Source organism: Acetobacter okinawensis JCM 25146, from assembly GCF_000613865.1.
GTDB classification, from domain to species: domain Bacteria; phylum Pseudomonadota; class Alphaproteobacteria; order Acetobacterales; family Acetobacteraceae; genus Acetobacter; species Acetobacter okinawensis.
This window is the reverse complement of the sequence record NZ_BAJU01000003.1, coordinates 106502-125078: the sequence shown is the minus strand read 5'-3', so window position 1 is coordinate 125078 and position 18577 is coordinate 106502. Positions and strand designations below refer to the sequence as shown.

Here is an 18577-nt window from a genome sequence, read left to right as displayed (position 1 = left end):
CCATGCGCTCGCCCCATCCCACACCACAGGCCGCCGACATGCGACAATCCCCCACTCCTCCCCTGCCCCTTCTGGCGGTCAGGGATGTTTACAAAACCTATGTGCTCAAACGCGGGCAGTCCCTCAAGGCGGTAGATGGTGTTTCTTTCTCCGTCATGCCCGGAGAGGTGCTGGGCCTTGTCGGGGAGTCCGGCTGTGGCAAATCCACACTGGGGCGCTGCCTGCTACGCCTGCACGATGTTTCATCCGGTCAGATTCTGTTTGAAGGGCAGGACATCACGCTGCTGCCCGAACACACCCTGCGCCCGCTACGCCAACGTATGCAAATGGTGTTCCAGGACTCGTATGCCTCGCTTAACCCACGCAGGCGAATAGGCGACCTGCTGGCCGAACCCTTGCGGGTGCACCGCGCACCCGATGGCCACAGGCGGACTGCATCATCCATAGCACACAGGCTGGCCGAACTCATGGATCTGGTGAGCCTGCCACAAAGTGCTCTGGAACGTTATCCGCATGAATTTTCTGGTGGCCAGCGCCAACGCATCAACATTGCACGCGCACTAGCCCTTGCCCCTCGCCTTGTCGTGGCGGACGAGCCGGTTTCCGCACTGGATGTATCTGTTCAGGCACAGATTGTGAACCTGTTTGCCGATCTGCAAAAACAGCTTGGCCTGACCTATGTTTTTATTGCTCATGACCTTGCCGTAGTGCGCCAGATATCCACGCGTGTAGCCGTCATGTACCTTGGTGCCATTGTGGAGCTTGGTGATACCGACAAGGTTTTGCACAATGCCGCCCACCCTTACACCATCGCATTGACCCAAGCGGTCCCGCAGCCTGTGGTTGGCGCGCCCCGGCATGCGCCGTTGCGTGGAGAAATTCCCAGCCCTGTGCATAAGCCATCAGGCTGTCGTTTTCATACCCGATGCCCGACCGTGCAACCACGCTGCCAGAATGACACCCCCATTTTAAAGCAGATATCCCCCGGCCATGAGGTTGCCTGCCATTATCCGGTTTTATAGTACCCCAATGATGCAACCACTGGAGGGACGCCAACCAGCGCCGTCAGACATACCCTGACGAAAACACTCATGCAAAAAATCAGAAACAAAGCATTTATATTATTGTTGTTTATGCATGCACTTTAAGGCTGCTATTCAGGTGAAGACAATTCACGGCACGGCCGGATAACCTGACAAAACAGGGTTTTCACTCACAAAATCTGCTCCGGCCCGATTGCTTATTCTATTTTTTGGAGATTTTTCAGTATGCCCCGCTTTTCCTCCTTACTGACCGCAGCCTCTGCCGTTCTTGCTTTAAACGCAGTTACGCCCGTTTTTGCCCAGACAGTCACGAGTGCAGCACAGGTTCAGTCTGGCAATTATGCCGTTGAACCCGGACACACTCAGGTTGGTTTTTCCGTCCTGCATTTTGGATTTACCAATTATTTTGGCGCTTTTTCCAATGCCTCGGGCACTCTGGAGCTTAACGCAAAAACACCAAGTGCATCCAAGCTGTCCGTCACTATTCCTGTTGCATCAGTACAGACCACCAGCGCAAAACTGACGGATGAACTCAAGAGCGCACAATGGTTTGACGCAGCCAAGTTCCCGGATGCAACATTTGTTTCAACCAGCGTCAAACTGACCGGCCAGAACAACGCGACCGTCAATGGCAACCTGACACTCCACGGCGTGACAAAACCCGTAACGCTGACCGTGCATTTTATTGGCGCGGGCGTGAACCCCATGGACAAAAAATATACAACCGGGTTTGAAGCCACAGGCACCCTGAACCGCAGTGATTTTGGCATAAAAATGTATGTGCCCTACGTCGGCGATACCGTAACCCTGCGCATTGCTGGCGCTTTTGAAAAACAGGACTAAATAGAATCCACTCCAGCCATGCACGCCTGAGGGCAACCATGGCTGGGGTTTTTGCTCTTTCTACCCCCAGACTGACACAAGCCTTTGGGCAGAACGCCCATAATGCGCTTTTGAAGCAGAAAAAAACGCTGCTTCAACCCCTTACAGCAAGACAAAAGCCACACCTGTCCCACACAGATGGGATACTAATAATATAGTGTGATTGATATATGTCATTGCTTGTGCTGTATTTAACGTAGATTCATAGCAGAACAACGCCAAGACACCATGGTCATGGCAAAAGAAGATTTTTAAAACCTCATTCATTTCTGGCTTGTAGCCAAACGTGAATGGCCTCATTACGGAGGCACCAGACCAGCCTGAACAGCTGAAGCAGGATAACAGCCCTCCATGAACACCGCTCCCCAGCTTGGTGAGATCGACTTCAACTCCCTCCCAGATCTGGCACATTAGGACAAACACTGTTCAGCAAGGTGCCGATCGGTACGGTTGTTGTACGCCTGTCTGACCATCAGATCATTCTGCGCAACCCTGCGTTCAGCCTTATTGCGGACGACAGGATTGAAACCATAGTGGACCTTATTGACCGCAGCTGTGTTGACCTGAAACAGCAAGAGCAGTTCCGTGCCCAGATTGCACATGCACGCAGCCGGGCTGATCTGGAAGAAACAAGCGAATTATCCGGGCTTGTGCTGGACATCAAAGGTGCAGACGGCAAAGTACGCATTGTGCAACATTATGCGCTTATGTTCCATAAAATGGGCATTGCCATTGGTATTTTTCACGATATTTCGGACATAAAACGTAAATACCGCGCCCTCCAGAAAGACGCTTTTACAGACGAACTAACAGGAGTGGGCAACAGGCGCGGCCTGATGGAACGGTGGAGTGAGGAAATTGAGGATGATCCCACCCAGACCATAGGGTTCCTGATGATCGATCTGGACCGCTTTAAACCGATTAACGACACTTACGGCCATGCTACCGGAGATAACGTGCTGCGTGCACTCGCGCTCAGGCTGCGCAAAAACATCCGTAAATCTGATTATGTCGTTCGGCTGGGTGGGGATGAGTTTGGCGTTCTGCTACCTGATATTGAGAGCAGAACCATGCTCGATACAATACGCAACAAACTACTTGCTACCCTGAGCCGCCCAGTTGTGGTCAACAACATCAAGCTCACTCTCTCTGGCAGCATTGGCGGAGGACTTTACCCTGAAGATGGCAAGGATCTTGCCACAATCATGGTCCATGCTGACCACTCAATGTACAGCAACAAAAAGAACACTCCTGCCAGAAAACGCTCCACAAAGCCTGCAACACCCAGCAAAGAGCCAACCCCATAACCCTGTAGCTGGCAAAGTCCTCTGGTGATTACCCCGTACTATTCTCCATACGCCTGTGATGCACAAAAGCAGCGGTCAGATTACCGTCATGCGTCATGTTCGGACGGATGCAGAACGTGAGGAAAAGCGGACGTGCTGAAAAACGCTATGAGAATACCGCACAAAGCCACCGCAATGGCCATGGGTGTCAGCACCGCAAAGCCATAATGGGTCAACACAACACCCCCTGCAGCTGAGCCGAGCAGAATGCCCGCATTGCTGGCCGCATTAATTGCGGCCCCAGCTACATCGGCCCGTGTTGCGCGGGCGCGGATGGCACCGGACATAACAAAGGGAATAATGGCTGAGTAGCCAATGCACCACAGCCCCACAGCACCAACGGACATCCATCCCGGCAGAATATGGCCGTACATCAGTCCCATACCAACCAGCATGGCCATACCACTGGCCAGCATGCCTGCCGCGGGCCGACGGTCCACAATCTGCCCGGCCCCCCACAGCCCCAGAATGCTCAAGGCACCCGTCAGCAACAGGGCAATGCTCAACGCACCATCCGGCAGACCATGTTCCAGCAGGAGTGGCGTGACATAAGTGTACAGCAGATTATGTGCGAAAAAGAAGACGGCATCCACCGCAACAACAATCAGAAAGGTGCGCATGACCTTACGGGAGACTATGTTGGGCAAGCTCTCCTTGACATGCACGGTCGATGATACGGGGGGAAGAAAAAATGCAATGCAGAGTGTCAGCACAACGGCAAGGCCAGTCATGATGTACATGGCAACACGCCAGCTTGCCAGATGTCCCACAGCCGCTGTACCCGGCACCCCCAGTATGGCGCCTAGCGATGTGCCACCATATACAAAGGAGATTGCCCGCCCCGTCATGCTCGGTGGTACCAGACGTGCTGCATAGGCAGAAACAATGGACATAAGCAGCGCGTGAGCTACCCCGCCGATCAACCGGCCTACACACAAAAGGCCAAAAGTCGGCGCCATGGCCACAACCAGATTGGACACAACATATCCGGAGAGGGAAAGCAGCATCAACCGTTTGCGATCAACATGCGCAGTCAGGATAGTCAGAGGCACAGCACCTAGCGTGACCATGAGCGCAAATGCACTGACGGCCAGACCGGCTTTACCTTCGGGGATGTGGAAGGTCTGTGCCATTTCAATCAGAATGCCCACGGGTGCCACCTCACTGGTCAGCGCCGTAAAGGTGCAGGCAAACAAGGCCCAAAGCCCGATAGTGGCTTCGGTCGAAAGATTTTTAAAAAGCATGGCTACCTGATTGGAAACACAAAAAGACAGACTGGTGCGGGTTCGTTAAAACCGCTCTCCCGGCGCTGGCATACGATTAACGCTTTAATTCAGGATCACGGAAACGGCGGTTGACCAGCACAGGCAGTGCTTCGCGCGCTGCACGGATACGCTCCTTATCCACAGTAGCAAACAGCAGGTCGGGGCTGCTCCCCGCACGGGTCACGGCAACCCCTAGTGGATCTACCAGCATGCTGCACCCGATATTGCGCGGGCCACACTCACCCACAGCAGCAACGTAGCAGGTATTTTCCAATGCTCTGGCCGTTACCATCACCTCCCAGTGCCATTCCTTGCCCGGCCCCCGCACCCATGCGGCAGGCACGCTCAGCAGGTCTGCTCCGCGCACGGCAAGAGAGCGCGCAACCTCGGGAAAGCGCACATCATAACAGGTCATTAAACCCACATGAATGTCCCCCACCTGCACAATGGGGGGCAGTTCCGTACCGGGGACATAATCGTTTGATTCCTTCATGCTGAAGGCATCATACAGGTGCAATTTACGGTAGCAGGCAACCAGCCCGGTCGCATTGAGCACAATCTGGCAGTTATGGGTCAAGGCTGGGTGGGCTGGTGTGGCAATACAGCAGATTACGCTCAGGTCCGTGCCCACCAACGCGTTAACCAGACCACTGACAAATGGCCCATCAAGTGGCTGGGCGGTGCGCACGGTAATGCCCGGATCATGCATATCGGCAGCAATAAGACTTTCGGGCAGCACAAGCAGTTTAGCCCCCTCAGCCGCTGCCCGCTCGATCAGGGAAACACATTGAGCAAGATTAGCGCACCATTCCGGTGCGACGGCAAACTGTCCTAAGGCGATTTTCATCCGCGAGGTCCTTGTAGGGCAACACCATGCAGGGAGAACTTACCCGCCCGCCAGCACAGGCAGCCTACAACATTTGCTCCTGTATGTGCAAAGCCCGGTATAATGGCGGTTGAAGGCCACAGCATGCATAACACTCACACCATCAGCCCTGAGCCGCGTATTCATCATCAAAGCGTCACACGCGCTCTGGCCCAGTTTAGCGTATGGGACAAGCCCTGTTCATACCAATATGAAGGTCCACACCATGCGCCATGGTCTTTTTGTTTTTTGTGCCGTAACGCTCTGTCTGGCCCTACCTGCCCTGCCTCAGACCTGTGCAGCCCAAACCGCCCTGCTGCCAGATGGCCGTGACTTTCTGCCCCCACCGCCCCCCGCTGGCTCGCATGCGCAGGAGGCCGATATGCAGGCCTTTGAAAACACACGCGCGCTCCATGGCAGCAGTCGTTGGCAACTGGCACATAATGATGCGGATTTGACGCCACAGCACGTTATCAGTGATTTTTCCTGTGCGGCCGGGTTCAATCTTCGCGCGGACAGGCTACCCGCCCTGCTTGACCTGTTAAAGACCTTGGCGCAACCAACCGAACAGCGTGTCACGGAAGAAAAAAACTTCTGGCACAGGCCGCGCCCATTTGTGGGGAACCAGCAGGACATCTGCACGCCAGATGCCCGCAGCAAGCTAGAGACGAGTTTTTCCTACCCATCTGGGCATACCACATGGGGCTGGATGACAGCCTCCATTCTGGCCAGCGCTTTGCCTGAGCGTGCTAGCGAGATTATGCAGCGTGCGCGTATTTTTGGTGAAAGCCGCATTGTCTGCGGCGTACACTGGAAGAGCGATGTGCAGGCAGGGTATATGAACGGGGCAGCCATGTTTGCCGCATTACAGGCACAACCCTGGTTTGTGGAAAAAATGGCAGCAGTCCGCGCGGAACTCCAGACGCTACAGGCCCACCCGACACAACCCGATGCTGCCACCTGCTCCACGGAACAAAAAGCAGCGGCGGATATTTTTAACCCGGTCGCTACTGTTAGGCGGGCAGCGGCTCCAAGCTGCTGCCCGCACTATATTTACCAGCTGTAGCCTATGCTGGCCTGTGCATTGCGACGCTCACCAAAGAAGCAGTATCCGCCAACGGCCCCATCAGCATAGCAGTTGGCAACATAGTTCTTGTCAAACAGGTTGCGGACATTGGCCGACACTTTCCACCCTTTGAGAGAGTGAGAAAGATTGGACATGTCATACGAGACGGACGCATCAAACAGCGCATATTGTGGAAGCCACACGCTGCCATCGGCCAGCTCTCCACCATAGGTTCTGGCGGTATAACGCATGCCGCCCCCAAAGCCGAAACCTTTGAGTTTACCCGATGGCATTGTGTAGAATGCGAACAAAGATGCATTCCCCCTGCCAGACTGGACCAGCGGCTTTTGTGTGGAATCATCCTTGATCTTCTGCACACTTACTGCCGCTGTCAGCATCAGGTTGTGGAACGGCTCGGCATGCGCCTCAAACTCAAAGCCATCGGAATGCACGAGCCCACTTTGCGTGTAGTTCCCCGTACCCGGAACAGAGACAAGGACATTGCTCTGCTCGATATGAAAGCCCGCCGCAGTCAGCAACAGCGTGGTGCCCGGCAATTGGTACTTCACCCCACCTTCCAACTGCTTGCCCATGGACGGTGTTGCCTGCCGCGTGCTGAGCCCATCTGCACTCACCACATTGCCAACCTGCGGCTGAAAGGACGTTGAGTAGCTGATATAAGGCGCAAGACCAAAATCGAAGTGGTAAAGCCCGGACGCACGCCACGTAATTTTACTAGAGTTCTGCGTCTCGTCCGAAGGGCTCAGATACGTGACCCGGTGCGCATGGTACCAGTCATTGCGCAGGCTGCCAGTCAGGATAAAGCGCCGCCAGCGTATTTCATCCTGAGCATAAACCCCGATCTGCTGCGAGGTTGTTCGGTAATTCTCCGCCGGGTCCATATCGGGGATAGCCATATTATAATCCGGGTTGACCACATCCAGATCGGGAGCCGTACCCATGCTCTCATTATCGCGCGAGTGTTGCTGCATGTAGTCAAAACCGAACATCAGCGCATGCTGCAACGGCCCGGTACGAACATGCCCCTTGAACTGGCTGTCAAATGCCAGGTTGTGGTTATGTTCCCGTGCTCCGTAGGAGTATCGACCCAGCATGGTACCGCTTGTCATGTCCGGGCTGTCGTAATCTCCAGTATTCAGCACACTGCGATAATTGGTCATGATATCATCGTAGCGACCACGGGTGCTAAAGCTCCAGTCGTCATTAAAACGATGGTTCAGAATATAGGTAATGCCACCCTGCCTGCGGTTGAACTTTTCAAACGAAGCATCGCCATCATAAAAATTACGGGGCAGATAGCCAAATGTTCCAGCCTTGTATGAGCCCACAAGTGGTGCGCCGCCATAAGAGCCGTTTTCGGGGTCATACTGGTAATTGCCCAGCAGGGTCAGGGTTGTTGGGCCATCCCCACCGAATGTAAAGGCCGGGCTTATGCTAAAGCGCCTGCTCCCTGTTTTGCTAAGCTGTGTATGCTGCCCATTGGCCGTGCCGTAAATACGGTAGCGCACAAGGCCATCATCCGTTGCAAAACCACCGACATCGGCATCCACACGGTACAGGTCAAACATGCCCCCTGTTGTACCCACAGACCCATAAAATTTCTGATCGGTGGGCAGCTTACTGGACAGGGCCGTCAACCCACCGGGGCTCGACTGGCCATAAAGCGCGGAGGCTGGGCCTTTCAGCAGCTCTACCCGGTCCAGACGGAAGGTATCGGTCTGCGCCACGGCAAAGCCTGTCGGGCTGTCCTGCACCTTCAGCCCATCCAGAAAAGTGGGAACGGTAAAGCCACGCAGGTCAAACAGGTCATAACGTGTGCCCTCGCCCCCGCGCGTATCAGCCGTGATACCCGCAGCATAGCGCACGGCCTGATTAAGGGTGAGAACACCGCGCGTATCCATTTCATCCCGCGTGATGACGGTAACAGACTGCGCCGTCTCAACCAGCGGTGTGTTGGTTTTTGTGGCAGAAGACGCCAGAACAGATGACCTGCCATGGCCGCGGACCTCAACCATCTCGTTCTTGAGAACCGCGGCTTTGGCCTTATCGGCGGCAACCTGCGCAGATGTCACCACCTTGGGGTGCCGGGATTGATCCGTCTGCGCCTCCTGATCGGCAGCAAGAGCCGCATCACTCAGAACAAACGAGAAAAAAACCGTATAGAAAAGTTTGCTGCGCTTCATACCCAACTCGTTTTGTTACCGGCTTCTCCTGCGGAGGAGGGCAGCTGTCGGCCTTTTTGTTAATAATGATACTCAATTGCGGTCCTATCCATATTCATAAACAGCAGCAAGCAAGGAGCCCAATATTGGCCCAAACGCGATAAAATTCCGCCTGAACGCCAAAAAACCCGGCTGCCATGACCGGCAAACCGAGCCTCCTGATTGCTGCTCAGAACCAGATTGTTAAAAAAGAGAATGCACTCAGCTTGCGAGTGCGCAGCACTTTGCCCGTTTTTTACGAGCGGGACGTCTGCGACGCACTGGCACGCAACGTGCTGGGCACCGCGCCAAATGTCCGGTGGAACATGGTGCTAAAGCTCCCCGCATTGTCATAGCCCAGATCAAATGCCACTTCGGCAATGGACTGGCCTGTTGCCAGTCTGGCGGCGGCCTCCACCACTCTGACCCTGCGCCGCCATGTGGCAAAACCCATGCCCATTTCCTGCTGAAAAAGGCGGGTAAACGTACGGCGCGCCATACCAGCCTCACGCGCCCAGTAGTCAATATCGTGGCAGTCTCCGGGCTGGGCAATAATCGCCTCGCACACACGCCGTAACCGCAGGTCTGTTGGAAAAAGCAGCCTGTCCGCTATGCGGGGCGCCCGGTTAATTTCTTCCATAAGAAGCCGGGCAATGGCCGACATGCGGTCGTCCATTGCAAAGTTGAAGGTCATTGCAATAATTTCGTCCACGAGCCCACGCATGAGGGAGGACACATCGAACATTTTACACGGAGGCAGATCTGCCCCTGTAAAGCTGGGGTCTACATAAACGACCTGAAAAACCAGATCAGTACGGCATGTCGCCTGATGCATGACCTGCGCAGGCAGCCACATCCCCTGCCCCGGCCCCAGCACGAAGCTTTCATCCTGCGTGTTAACCGTCACACTCCCAGCCAGAAAAATAGACAGTTGCGCCCGCTCATGCGTATGGAATGCATCCACAAATCCGCCAGTATAACAGTCTGCAAACCCCACTACGGGTGGAGGATGACACGGAAAATCCGCAGTACGCTTCATGGTGTTTATATCCAGCCCATTCCTGTAAAACTCACCCAATGGACTGCGTCAGGCTTAATCATAACCTGATTATCTCAGAAACAGGACTGTCATATCAAGCCTGTTCTGATGGCCCGGCACACATACCTCCCCGTGCCCTGGAACCTCCCTCTCTCTACGGCACTACAAACAGGCAAAAAACTCTCTATTATGATAGGATTGTTCTACATGACTATACCATGCCTGCTCAATATATTTGTGAAAATATTTCATCAATAATAATCTATGAAATGTATATAATTCATGGAATAAGGAGGAGAAATATGGACGCTGCCCGCAGGTATAAGCTCTGAGCACTTTATTATGGCGGGTATGGAGTTGTAATGCCCGGACGATGCACACAGCCCCGGTGCGGAGCGCAAGCCCTTACGTATTGCGCGTTTCAGGAGACTAATCGTGTCAAAGCAGGACAAAAACACACTGCGCCTGATTTTCCCCCAATGGCAGGGCGGCGATAATCCCCCTTATTATCTGGGCTCTCAACTGCTCGCGTGGCTTGCACCACCCGCCCAAGGCCCGGTTGAGGAGGTTCCTGTTGACGCACCGACCGGCACGCCTTTGCCATTTGAGAACAATATGCACGGGCGCAGTGTGCTGATAAAACAGGCCAGAGCAGCCCGCAGCATTATTGAACACCATCAACCCCGATCGATTGCCGTTCTGGGAGGCGACTGTCTGGTTTCCCTCTCCCCCTTTGCGTGGCTGTCAGAACACTATGGGGACAAGTTTGGCATCCTATGGATTGACACGCACCCGGATGTTCAAACCCCTGAGCAGTACAAAAACGCGCATGCCCATGTGCTGGGCGCGCTTATGGGGCACGGAGACCCTGACCTGACTCATGAAGTCAAAAAGCCTGTAAAAGCAGAGCAGATCATGATCGCTGGTATTCATGATCCGCTCCCTTATGAAACCCGTTTTATTGCTGAACACGGCATCAACACCTGCTCTCCGCAACAGGTGCGCAATGGCGCACAACCAGTCATGCAGTGGCTCAATGAGAGCAAGATAGAAGTTCTGGCAATTCATCTGGATCTGGACGTGCTTGATCCTCATAACTTCCGCTCCCTTCTGTTTGCAAAACCGGGCCGTGGGAAACATGACTTTGGCGATGTTGCGGAAGGAAAGCTGAATATTGCAGACGTTTTAAAACTGATCGGGGAAGTCTCGACAGAAAAGCAGGTCGTTGGCCTGACCATTGCCGAACATATGCCGTGGGATGCGCTGAATTTGCAGGAAATGCTCAGGCAGCTTCCGCTTCTGGGCAGTTGATGGGAGGAGACCGAAAGGATCATGCCATTTTATGGCACGATCCTTGCGCAGCATTATTTTACCCTGACCTCTTCAATAAAAAGAGCAAGTGGCATGGAATGCTGGCTATGCTTTGGATAAAAAAGATGGAAACCGGCATGTGTCGGGCAGAATTTTTCCAAAGCCGTAACAAGCTCGCCTGCTGCAATATGGGGCTGGGCAATAATTCTGGGAATATAGGCAAGACCTATTCCATCTAAACAGGCATCCCGCGTAGCAAATACGTTGTTGCAGATAAACTGACCTGTTGGCTGGAATTTTATGTCTTTTCCATTCTGCCTGAAACGCCATTTATAGAGTGAGCCGTGAGTTGGAAGCCGGACACCTATACAATTATGCTCAGTAAGCGCATTGGGCACTTTAGGTAATGAACGCGTGGAAAAATAGGACGGAGCCCCCACAACAACAAAGTCAATAGGGGGAGAAACCGGCACAGAGACCATACCCTGTGTGACCATTTCTCCCAGCCTTACGCCTGCATCAAATGCCTCCTCCACAATATCAACAAGGCGCATATCCGTTGCGATTTCCATGTTGATTTGAGGGTATTTTTTAAGAAAATCGGCAATTCTGGGTCGCAGAAAATACAATAGCGCCTCATCCGTTACGGTAATCCGCAGCTTACCTCTGGGACTGCTCCGGAACTCCTCCAGATTTGAAAGACGTGTTTCCATCTCATCAAATAACGGCTGAATATTTTGCAGAATATATTCACCAGCACTTGTCGGAACAACCTTACGCGTTGTTCTGGTCAGCAAGGTGACGCCCAACCGTTCTTCCAAAAGACGCATGCTGTGGCTTAACGCAGAGGGTGTTACACCGCGTCGGGCGGCCGCACGGGTAAAGCTGCGTTCCTGAGCAACCGCCAGAAAAGACAGGAGTTCGTTAAAATTTTCTCGGAACATTGTTACTTACCTTAACTGCCCTTGCCCCGGCGCTTTCCTCACAAGACACACCGTGCAGGCGGGTTCTGCCTTGACCTTTTTTATGCGTGCCAGCGGGCCATCACAATCAATAAACCCTACACAAAAAGCAACTCTGCTACAGCTTCCACCGGCATGCCCTGGTTCTTGGATGCGCCAAAATCCCTTGAGACTGGTCTCTGTTGCCGCCCCACAATTGTTACGTTATAATATAACCATTTAATCAGCCACGGAGCCTTCTGACATGCCCGCCTGCCAGACCGGGGAAAAAGTGCACCTTCTCTGCGCAAGCCGCAAAATTCTTGAACCGGACTGCGCAATCACTCTTACCCCAAGCCCTTTAAGCACCGCCCTAAACCTCGCATCGCGGGCATATCTTGAAAACGGATTACGCCTTCTGCAGGCACGCGGCACAATCCCCATGATTTCGGCGTCCCTGCGCACCGCCTTTACAGCCGTGACACTCCCACTGTTTGCGGACATCCTGAATCTGGCAGAGGTTTATGCTTCAATTGCCGGACAAAGCTCCCTCCGCCTGCGGCTGGAACGCATTACCGGGGACAGTTGTCGTAAATTCCATGTGGATTATGTAACCCTGCGCCTCCTGCGCGCGTACCAAGGCCCCGGCGTACAATGGAAGTCTGATGGCAGTGAGCAGATCAACACCGCAGCGCCGGGCGATATTGTCTTCCTTAAAGGGCGCAAATTTCCCAACTGGACCGAAAATTTAGGTATTCTGCACCGCTCCCCCCCACTGTCATCCCTACCTGCGGCCCAACGTGTGCGGCTGCTTTTGACGATCGACACTACGGATGCCTGTATGTGTGGTGCGGAACATGCACTTACTCCTATTATCGAGCAGTAGGTGTTAGCACCCTGTTGCCCCCATGCGCGGGCCACGTTGATATCCAGCGTAACCCTGCATTTTCTTTGACAGATAAAGCTGCTACACGTGAGATGAAAAAGTTACACTATAACATCTGAGGACATATGCGCCATGGAACGCTCTTTGGGTAAACGCTCTTTTCGGACTGCGTTTCTGGCTCTTGTCATCACAGCACTCGTTGCGCCGCACAGCGCCCGCGCAGAAGAAGGCATGTGGACCTTTGACCACCTTCCGGTCGCGGCAATGCAGTCTGCCTATCACTTTACACCAACGCCGGAGTGGATTGAGCATGTTATCCAGTCTTCTGCCCGTCTGGCAGAAGGGTGCTCTGCCTCGTTCGTATCCGGCGATGGGCTGGTCATGACCAACCATCACTGTGCCAATTCCTGCCTTGCTGCTTTATCGGACAAGCAACACGATTATTTTCGCAATGGTTTTTATACAAAATCACTGGCCGAGGAGCGACAATGCCCAGGAATGGAACTGGACCGACTGGATTCCATCTCGGATGTTTCCTCTCAGGTTGACGCACAAACAAAAGGGAAAACCGCCAAGGCATACTCCACTGCCCTGCAGGAGATTGAAAGCCGCCTGACAAAGGACTGCCTGCAAGGCGATGCCGCTCATTGGCGGTGCGATATGGTATCACTCTACCATGGGGGACAGACGGCACTTTACCGTTATCGTCGTTATCAGGATGTGCGCATCGTCATGGCACCTGAGCAGGGCATTGCGTTTTTTGGGGGAGACCCGGATAACTTCAATTATCCACGCTACGATATCGACCTTTCCATGCTGCGCGTTTACGAAAACGGCAAGCCTGTTCACACGCCGTATCTTCAGTTCGATATCAACGGCCCGCGTGAGAACGAACTTGTTTTCACCTCTGGCAATCCGGGCCGGACGGAACGCGGCCTGCCCGCAGCCGCCCTTGCCTTCCAGCGCGACGTTATCAACCCCACGGTTATTGCTCTGCTGAGTGTGCGTGAGGGAATGCTATGGCAATATGCGCGTGAAAGTGCCGAGCACGAGAAACAGGCTGAGGACGAACTCTTCAGCACACAAAATAGTCTGAAATCCTATTCCGGCACACAAAGCGCGCTGCGTACAAGCGACATTGTTGCCCGCCGCGCCAAGGAAGATGCCGCACTCCAGAAATGGATTGATGCCGACCCCGCCCGCAAGCAGGAATTTGGCACCCCATTTGCCATGGTGGACAAAGCAATAGCCGTGCAGCGCGAACTATTTGCGCGGAATGTTGGCCTGCATATGGCGCTTGATGGACTGGCAGGTAAAGCCATGATGCTTGTGAACGGTGCAGCCGAACGCCAGAAACCGGATGCAAAACGCAACGCAGGCTACCATGACGCACAACTGGGGGAAATTGAAGCCGCACTCGCGGCAAAAACCCCCGTCTACCCTGAACTGGAAACCACATCTCTTGCCCTTGGGCTAACCACACTGCGCCAGATACTGGGCGCAGATGACCCACTGGTGCGCGAGGCACTGGGCAATGACAGCCCGGACACCCTTGCCGCGCGCCTTGTGCGCGAGACAAAGCTGGCAGACCCCGCCGTGCGCCTTGCACTGTGGAAAGGTGGGGATGCAGCCATTCACGCCTCATCAGACCCGATGATTGCTTTTGCACGCCGCCTTCATCCGACATTAACCGCCCTGCGCGACCGTATGCGCGATGAAGTATCGGCTCCTCTGCATCAGGCCGAAGGAGCAATTGCTCGTGCGCGTTTTGCACAGGCCAAGGCCGAGGGACGGCTTGATGCACTTTACCCAGATGCAACATTCTCGCCCCGCCTGTCCTACGGTACGGTGCGCGGCTGGACGCAGGATGGCAAAAACATTCCCGCCTTTACCGACTTTGCCGGCATGTACCGCCACGCCACAGGCAGTGCGCCTTTCCAGCTCCCTCAACGGTGGCTGGATGCAAAAAGCAGGTTGGATCTCTCCACGCATCTGGACTTTGTTTCAACAAACGACATTGTCGGCGGCAACTCCGGCTCACCAGTGCTGAACCGGGAGGGCCATGCTGTCGGGCTGATTTTTGATGGCAACCTGCCAAGCCTTGCTGGTGATCTCTATTATAACATCACCTCCAACCGCGCGGTTTCCACCGACACCAGCGCCATCATCGCCGCACTGCGCGTGGTTTATGACGAACAGGCACTCGCCGAAGAGCTGATAAACGGGCACCGATAACGCTCCGCTTATTCCTGCTGGAGTGCACCAAAAACCTTCTGCGCCAGTTATACGGCCATCATGGCAGCAGATGGTTTGTGGCGCACGCCTCCATGCATGCGCGTAGCGCTTCAACAACTCTTTGCTGGTCTTGCAGGGATAACGGCTGAAGAGGTAGAGGCGGCTGGGCACTTACAAGTCCCAAAAATTGGTGGCGGCATAGGCAACCCGCAGACTCCCAAACTCCCGAAAAAGCCGCCACACAGGGAGCAGCGCCTTCTGGCACTGACTTATTACTACATCCGCATGACCCGCGCGTGCAGCCGTTACCATGATCTTGGCCAGTTGCGGCAAAAACCCGCCCAGCACACTAAACCAGCCATCACACCCGGCCAGCAGGGCTTCTGCCGCAATCCAGTCCCCGCTGTAACCAATGCTGAGCTTGCCAATAGGGCTGGCCCGTAGCTCCGCCAGTTCCTGCGCGACCTTGCCTTCGGCGGGAGCTGGCATTTTTATGGCGGCAATGTTGGGGACATCTGCCAGTCTGGCAAGCAATTCACGCCCGAAACTGAAATGCGTCGTGGTCGGATTATTATAGATACAGAGCGGCAAAGACGTTACAGCCGCTACAGCGGCATAATGCTGGTATGCTTCCTCCTGTGTCAGCGGTGTGTAGGACACTGGGGCCATCAACAACCCGTCTGCTCCCTCGGCTGCGGCATCGCGCGCAAGGTTTTGTGCATCGTCAGTGCGGAGCGTGCCAATCCCCACAATCAGGGGGGTTTTGCCCCCGACTGCTTTGACGGCCGCACGCAGCACACGGCACCGCTCGATGCGGCTTAGATAGGCGTAGGTTCCGGTACTGCCCAGCAAACCAATGGAATCCACACCATTCTTAGACAGATGGCCGACCAGATGCATGACTGCCTCTGCATCGACCACACCCTCCGTATTGGCAGGCGTAATGGGAAAAGCCGACAGACCGTGAAAAAGTGACATATCAGACCTCAATTCCCATGACGCAATCAGGTCACCAGCAATATTATACTTTGTGGGTCAGGCAAAACGCTTTGCGCCAGCTACACATAGGACAACAATGAGCGTAGAAGCCAGCATGCTCCATGCAATCGGTTCATGCAAAAAGAGTGCAGCAAGCAGCAGACCCAAAAAAGGCTGCAGCAACTGAAGCTGCCCAACACTGGCAATACCCCCCAGGGCCAGCCCCTGATACCAGAAGATAAAACCAACCAGCATGCTAAAGACCGAAACATAACCAAGGCCAATCCATGAGGAGAGCTGAATATGCCCCCAACTGGTTGGCAGATAAGCCAGAGCAATGAGCGCCATAAGCGGCAGGGACAAAAGCAGAGACCATGAGATAACCTGCCAACCTCCCAGACGGCGGGAAAGTGTTGCCCCCTCCGCATACGCCAGACCGCAGACCAGAATGGCCGCAACCATAAGAAGATCGCCTGCAAAATTACCTGCCTGACTACCGTAGAGTGCAAACCCGGCCACAACAGCACCACCAATGGTGGAGAATAACCAGAAGGCAGGCTTGGGCTGTTCTCCCCCACGCAGCACCCCAAAAATTGCCGTGGCCAACGGTAGTAGACCTATAAATACAATGGAGTAGGCTGCGGTAATATGCTGCAAAGCCAGAGCTGACAGCAGCGGAAAACCGACCACACCACCAGCGGCAACAAGGCTGAGCGGAACAATATCCCGCCGTTGGGGCCGGGGCTGACGGAGTGCGAACAAAAAGACACTTCCCAGCAGTGCCGCGATAACGGCACGCGCGCAGGTCAGAAAAACAGGAGAAAAATCCGCGACTGCAACGCGCGTAGCAGGAAGGGAGCCACTAAAGATGATGACACCCAGCAGACCACTGCCCCATCCTTCCGTTGTCCGTTTCATGCACAGGGGTCCTTCATATTATGGGGTATATGGTGCGCCTGAATGTATGGAGCAGCATTGCCCGGACCAGTTACAATCTGATACAGTTATAAAAAACTGTATGGGTTATATAACCCATACAATTACAGAGACTGGCATTGAAACATCAACCAACACGGACATCCGCCATTATGGAGGCGATCCGGCAGCGCATTGCCACCCGCTCCCTTGTTCCTGGTGACCGTCTGCCGTCCATCCGGCAGTTTGCCAGAACCATGCAGGCCTCACCGTCCACCGTGGTGCAGGCCTATGACCGGCTGGCAGCCGAGGGTGTTATTGCACCGCGTCTGGGGTCAGGTTTTTATGTTACGGGGCGCGCACTTCCGCCGCTATCGCTGGCAGAAGCGTCCACTCCTGCTGCTCGGGCCATTGATCCGTTCTGGGTATCGCGCCAATCCCTTGATTCTGACCCAAGCGTTCTAAAACCCGGCTGCGGCTGGATCCCCACTGAATGGATGCCGAATGATACACTGCGTAAAGCCTTACGGGCTGTAGCACGCGGGGAGAGCCATGTTTTGTCGGAATATGGTGGCACCAGAGGAGCACTACGCTTGCGTCGCCTTCTGGCGTCCCAGTTTGCAACAGAAGGTCTTGCCATTAGCCCCGATCAGGTTTTGCTCGCGGGGTCTGGCACGCAGGCGGTTGACCTGATCTGCCGCCTGCTGGCACGCCGTGGCGACACGGTGCTGGTGGATGATCCGTGTTACTTCAACTTTCAGGCCCTGCTCCGAGCGCATGAAATCCGGATTGTCGGGGTGCCTTACACTGCAACCGGTCCTGATACCGCAGCTTTTGAGCGCATTGTTCAACAGGAAAAACCGCGCCTGTACATCACCAACTCGGTATTGCATAACCCCACGGGCGCAACCCTCTCCCCCCAGACGGCCTTCCGCCTGCTTAGTATTGCCGCGGCCTCCGGTCTTGTAATTGTTGAAGATGACATCTTTACGGATTTTGAAACAATCCCCTCCCCCCGACTGGCGATCATGGACGGGCTGGAGCACGTTATACGGATTGGCAGTTTTTCCAAGGCGCTTTCTGCATCAGTAAGATGCGGTTATATTGCCGCGCGGAAAGACCTGATCGAAGGATTGATTGACCTACAGGTTGCGACCAGTTTTGGCGCCCCAAGCCCTATGATTACTGAAGTCATCGCAGATGTGCTCGAAGGTGGAAATTATCGCAAACACATGCTGGAAATTCAAAGACGTCTGGAAAAATCCCGCAAAACAGTGCTGCATACTTTGGAAACGCTTGGCATATTCCCTTGGATTGTACCCAAAGGAGGCTTCTATTTATGGTGTCGACTGCCTGATGGGCAGGATTCAACAAAGATCGCGCTCGACAGCCTACACGATAAAATCATTCACGCTCCCGGTAATGTCTTCAGTGTTAGCCAGTCTGCCTCTGCATTCATGCGGTTCAATGTGACACAATGTGAAAATCAAAGAATTTTTCACTCTCTAGAAAAACTGCTAACCGGCAGGAACGTCCACTTCTATCAAGACGACACCTGAGAATTGCGGACAATGCTCTGCCTG

Annotated in this window: 15 protein-coding genes; 8 read left to right on the top strand and 7 right to left on the bottom strand. The window is 54.2% G+C overall.

Features of this window, described 5'->3' with window-relative positions; genetic code table 11:
• The first annotated feature begins 38 nt into the window (after positions 1-38).
• The 3 genes from JCM25146_RS02975 (at position 39) to JCM25146_RS20585 (ending at position 3232) form a co-directional block, all read left to right on the top strand.
• The gene (locus tag JCM25146_RS02975) at positions 39-1022 is read left to right on the top strand and encodes an ABC transporter ATP-binding protein (protein ID WP_025825778.1); all 984 of its coding nucleotides are present in this window, start codon (positions 39-41) and stop codon (positions 1020-1022) included.
• 246 nt (positions 1023-1268) lie between these two features.
• Positions 1269-1886, top strand: a complete 618-nt coding sequence (locus JCM25146_RS02970; RefSeq protein WP_025825776.1) for a YceI family protein — start codon at positions 1269-1271, stop codon at positions 1884-1886.
• Between the two features lie 473 nt (positions 1887-2359).
• Positions 2360-3232, top strand: coding sequence for a GGDEF domain-containing protein (locus JCM25146_RS20585; RefSeq protein WP_025825774.1), 873 nt, complete (start codon positions 2360-2362; stop codon positions 3230-3232).
• 86 nt (positions 3233-3318) lie between these two features.
• Here JCM25146_RS20585 and JCM25146_RS02960 read toward each other — a convergent pair whose 3' ends face one another.
• On the bottom strand, positions 3319-4515 hold the full coding sequence (locus JCM25146_RS02960) for an MFS transporter (protein ID WP_025825772.1): 1197 nt from the start codon (positions 4513-4515) through the stop codon (positions 3319-3321).
• Between the two features lie 76 nt (positions 4516-4591).
• The gene (locus JCM25146_RS02955) at positions 4592-5383 is read right to left on the bottom strand and encodes a deaminated glutathione amidase (protein ID WP_025825770.1); all 792 of its coding nucleotides are present in this window, start codon (positions 5381-5383) and stop codon (positions 4592-4594) included.
• Between the two features lie 244 nt (positions 5384-5627).
• Here JCM25146_RS02955 and JCM25146_RS02950 point away from each other — a divergent pair, with 244 nt between their 5' ends.
• Positions 5628-6467, top strand: a complete 840-nt coding sequence (locus JCM25146_RS02950) for an acid phosphatase (protein ID WP_025825769.1) — start codon at positions 5628-5630, stop codon at positions 6465-6467.
• Here the strand turns inward: JCM25146_RS02950 and JCM25146_RS02945 are convergent.
• Positions 6455-8671, bottom strand: coding sequence for a TonB-dependent siderophore receptor (locus JCM25146_RS02945; RefSeq protein WP_025825767.1), 2217 nt, complete (start codon positions 8669-8671; stop codon positions 6455-6457). The two genes, JCM25146_RS02950 and JCM25146_RS02945, sit on opposite strands and share 13 nt — an antisense overlap.
• Positions 8672-8945: 274 nt before the next feature.
• On the bottom strand, positions 8946-9728 hold the full coding sequence (locus tag JCM25146_RS02940; RefSeq protein ID WP_025825765.1) for an AraC family transcriptional regulator: 783 nt from the start codon (positions 9726-9728) through the stop codon (positions 8946-8948).
• Between the two features lie 435 nt (positions 9729-10163).
• Here JCM25146_RS02940 and JCM25146_RS02935 point away from each other — a divergent pair, with 435 nt between their 5' ends.
• Positions 10164-11039 carry an arginase family protein gene (locus tag JCM25146_RS02935; RefSeq protein ID WP_025825764.1) on the top strand — a complete coding sequence of 292 codons (876 nt, stop codon included), beginning with the start codon at positions 10164-10166 and terminating at the stop codon, positions 11037-11039.
• Between the two features lie 53 nt (positions 11040-11092).
• On the opposite strand, the gene JCM25146_RS02930 is transcribed toward JCM25146_RS02935, so the two are convergent.
• Entirely contained in the window at positions 11093-11983 is an 891-nt protein-coding gene (locus JCM25146_RS02930) for a LysR family transcriptional regulator (RefSeq protein ID WP_025825762.1), read from the bottom strand.
• Positions 11984-12245: 262 nt separating this feature from the next.
• On the opposite strand from JCM25146_RS02930, the gene JCM25146_RS02925 reads away from it, so the two are divergent.
• Positions 12246-12866: a DUF1826 domain-containing protein gene (locus JCM25146_RS02925; protein ID WP_025825761.1), complete on the top strand. Its 621-nt coding sequence runs from the start codon at positions 12246-12248 to the stop codon at positions 12864-12866.
• Between the two features lie 132 nt (positions 12867-12998).
• The gene (locus JCM25146_RS02920; protein ID WP_025825759.1) at positions 12999-15101 is read left to right on the top strand and encodes a S46 family peptidase; all 2103 of its coding nucleotides are present in this window, start codon (positions 12999-13001) and stop codon (positions 15099-15101) included.
• A 171-nt stretch (positions 15102-15272) separates the two neighbouring features.
• Here JCM25146_RS02920 and JCM25146_RS16780 read toward each other — a convergent pair whose 3' ends face one another.
• Both JCM25146_RS16780 and JCM25146_RS02910 read right to left on the bottom strand, forming a co-directional pair.
• Positions 15273-16079, bottom strand: coding sequence for a dihydrodipicolinate synthase family protein (locus JCM25146_RS16780; protein WP_369347392.1), 807 nt, complete (start codon positions 16077-16079; stop codon positions 15273-15275).
• 57 nt (positions 16080-16136) lie between these two features.
• Positions 16137-16997 carry a DMT family transporter gene (locus JCM25146_RS02910; RefSeq protein ID WP_025825757.1) on the bottom strand — a complete coding sequence of 287 codons (861 nt, stop codon included), beginning with the start codon at positions 16995-16997 and terminating at the stop codon, positions 16137-16139.
• A gap of 137 nt (positions 16998-17134) precedes the next feature.
• On the opposite strand from JCM25146_RS02910, the gene JCM25146_RS02905 reads away from it, so the two are divergent.
• A complete protein-coding gene (locus JCM25146_RS02905) occupies positions 17135-18553 on the top strand; it encodes an aminotransferase class I/II-fold pyridoxal phosphate-dependent enzyme (RefSeq protein WP_025825755.1) in 1419 nt (472 codons plus the stop codon).
• Positions 18554-18577: the final 24 nt, after the last annotated feature.

Coding starts and splice junctions, on each gene's coding strand:
- JCM25146_RS02975 (WP_025825778.1), top strand. CDS start 39: ATGCGACAATCCCCCACTCCTCCCCTGCCCCTTCTGGCGGTCAGGGAT.
- JCM25146_RS02970 (WP_025825776.1), top strand. CDS start 1,269: ATGCCCCGCTTTTCCTCCTTACTGACCGCAGCCTCTGCCGTTCTTGCT.
- JCM25146_RS02960 (WP_025825772.1), bottom strand. CDS start 4,515: ATGCTTTTTAAAAATCTTTCGACCGAAGCCACTATCGGGCTTTGGGCC.
- JCM25146_RS02955 (WP_025825770.1), bottom strand. CDS start 5,383: ATGAAAATCGCCTTAGGACAGTTTGCCGTCGCACCGGAATGGTGCGCT.
- JCM25146_RS02950 (WP_025825769.1), top strand. CDS start 5,628: ATGCGCCATGGTCTTTTTGTTTTTTGTGCCGTAACGCTCTGTCTGGCC.
- JCM25146_RS02945 (WP_025825767.1), bottom strand. CDS start 8,671: ATGAAGCGCAGCAAACTTTTCTATACGGTTTTTTTCTCGTTTGTTCTG.
- JCM25146_RS02940 (WP_025825765.1), bottom strand. CDS start 9,728: ATGAAGCGTACTGCGGATTTTCCGTGTCATCCTCCACCCGTAGTGGGG.
- JCM25146_RS02930 (WP_025825762.1), bottom strand. CDS start 11,983: ATGTTCCGAGAAAATTTTAACGAACTCCTGTCTTTTCTGGCGGTTGCT.
- JCM25146_RS02925 (WP_025825761.1), top strand. CDS start 12,246: ATGCCCGCCTGCCAGACCGGGGAAAAAGTGCACCTTCTCTGCGCAAGC.
- JCM25146_RS02920 (WP_025825759.1), top strand. CDS start 12,999: ATGGAACGCTCTTTGGGTAAACGCTCTTTTCGGACTGCGTTTCTGGCT.
- JCM25146_RS16780 (WP_369347392.1), bottom strand. CDS start 16,079: ATGTCACTTTTTCACGGTCTGTCGGCTTTTCCCATTACGCCTGCCAAT.
- JCM25146_RS02910 (WP_025825757.1), bottom strand. CDS start 16,997: ATGAAACGGACAACGGAAGGATGGGGCAGTGGTCTGCTGGGTGTCATC.